The 513-nt window shown below is 45.4% G+C and carries 1 protein-coding gene; it reads right to left on the minus strand.

Going from position 1 to position 513, the window contains the following annotated elements:
* Window positions 1-73: 73 nt before the first annotated feature.
* Window positions 74-513, minus strand: a 440-nt coding sequence (locus R7Z50_RS31185) for a phosphoenolpyruvate carboxylase (RefSeq protein ID WP_318150239.1), incomplete at its 5' end; no start/stop codon positions are given.

The following is a 513-nucleotide window of genomic DNA, read 5'->3' on the forward strand; positions in this document are numbered from 1 at the left end:
TATGTGGTTGGAAGTTATGAATATAAGAAAGGCTGAGTATGAACTCAGCCTTTTGTATTACGAATGGTTATTTTTAACCCGTGTTACGCATACCTGCTGCAATACCTGCGATGGTCACCATCAGTGCCTCTTCAAGGTTTGCAGACGCCTCTTCTGTTTGACGAGTACGGTATAGCAATTCAGCTTGAAGCATGTTCAATGGCTCTACGTAGATGTTACGTAGGCGAATTGATTCTTGGCCCCATGGGTCGCTTTGCATTAGGTTTTCGTTGTTCTCTACGTTCAGTACGGACTTAATATCACGTTGAAGCTGTTCACGCAGTCGGTCACCCAATGGTTGAAGTTGAGGTTCAACTAGGCGTTGGTCATAGTAGCGAGAGATTTCCATGTTGCACTTGGTGTACACCATCTCAAGCATACCTAGGCGAGTTGAGAAGAACGGCCATTCGCGACACATTTCTTCCAGTAGCGCCTGATGACCTTTGTCTACTGAGTACTGAATAGCTTCACCTG

It is taken from the genome of Vibrio sp. 1249-1 (assembly GCF_033340495.1).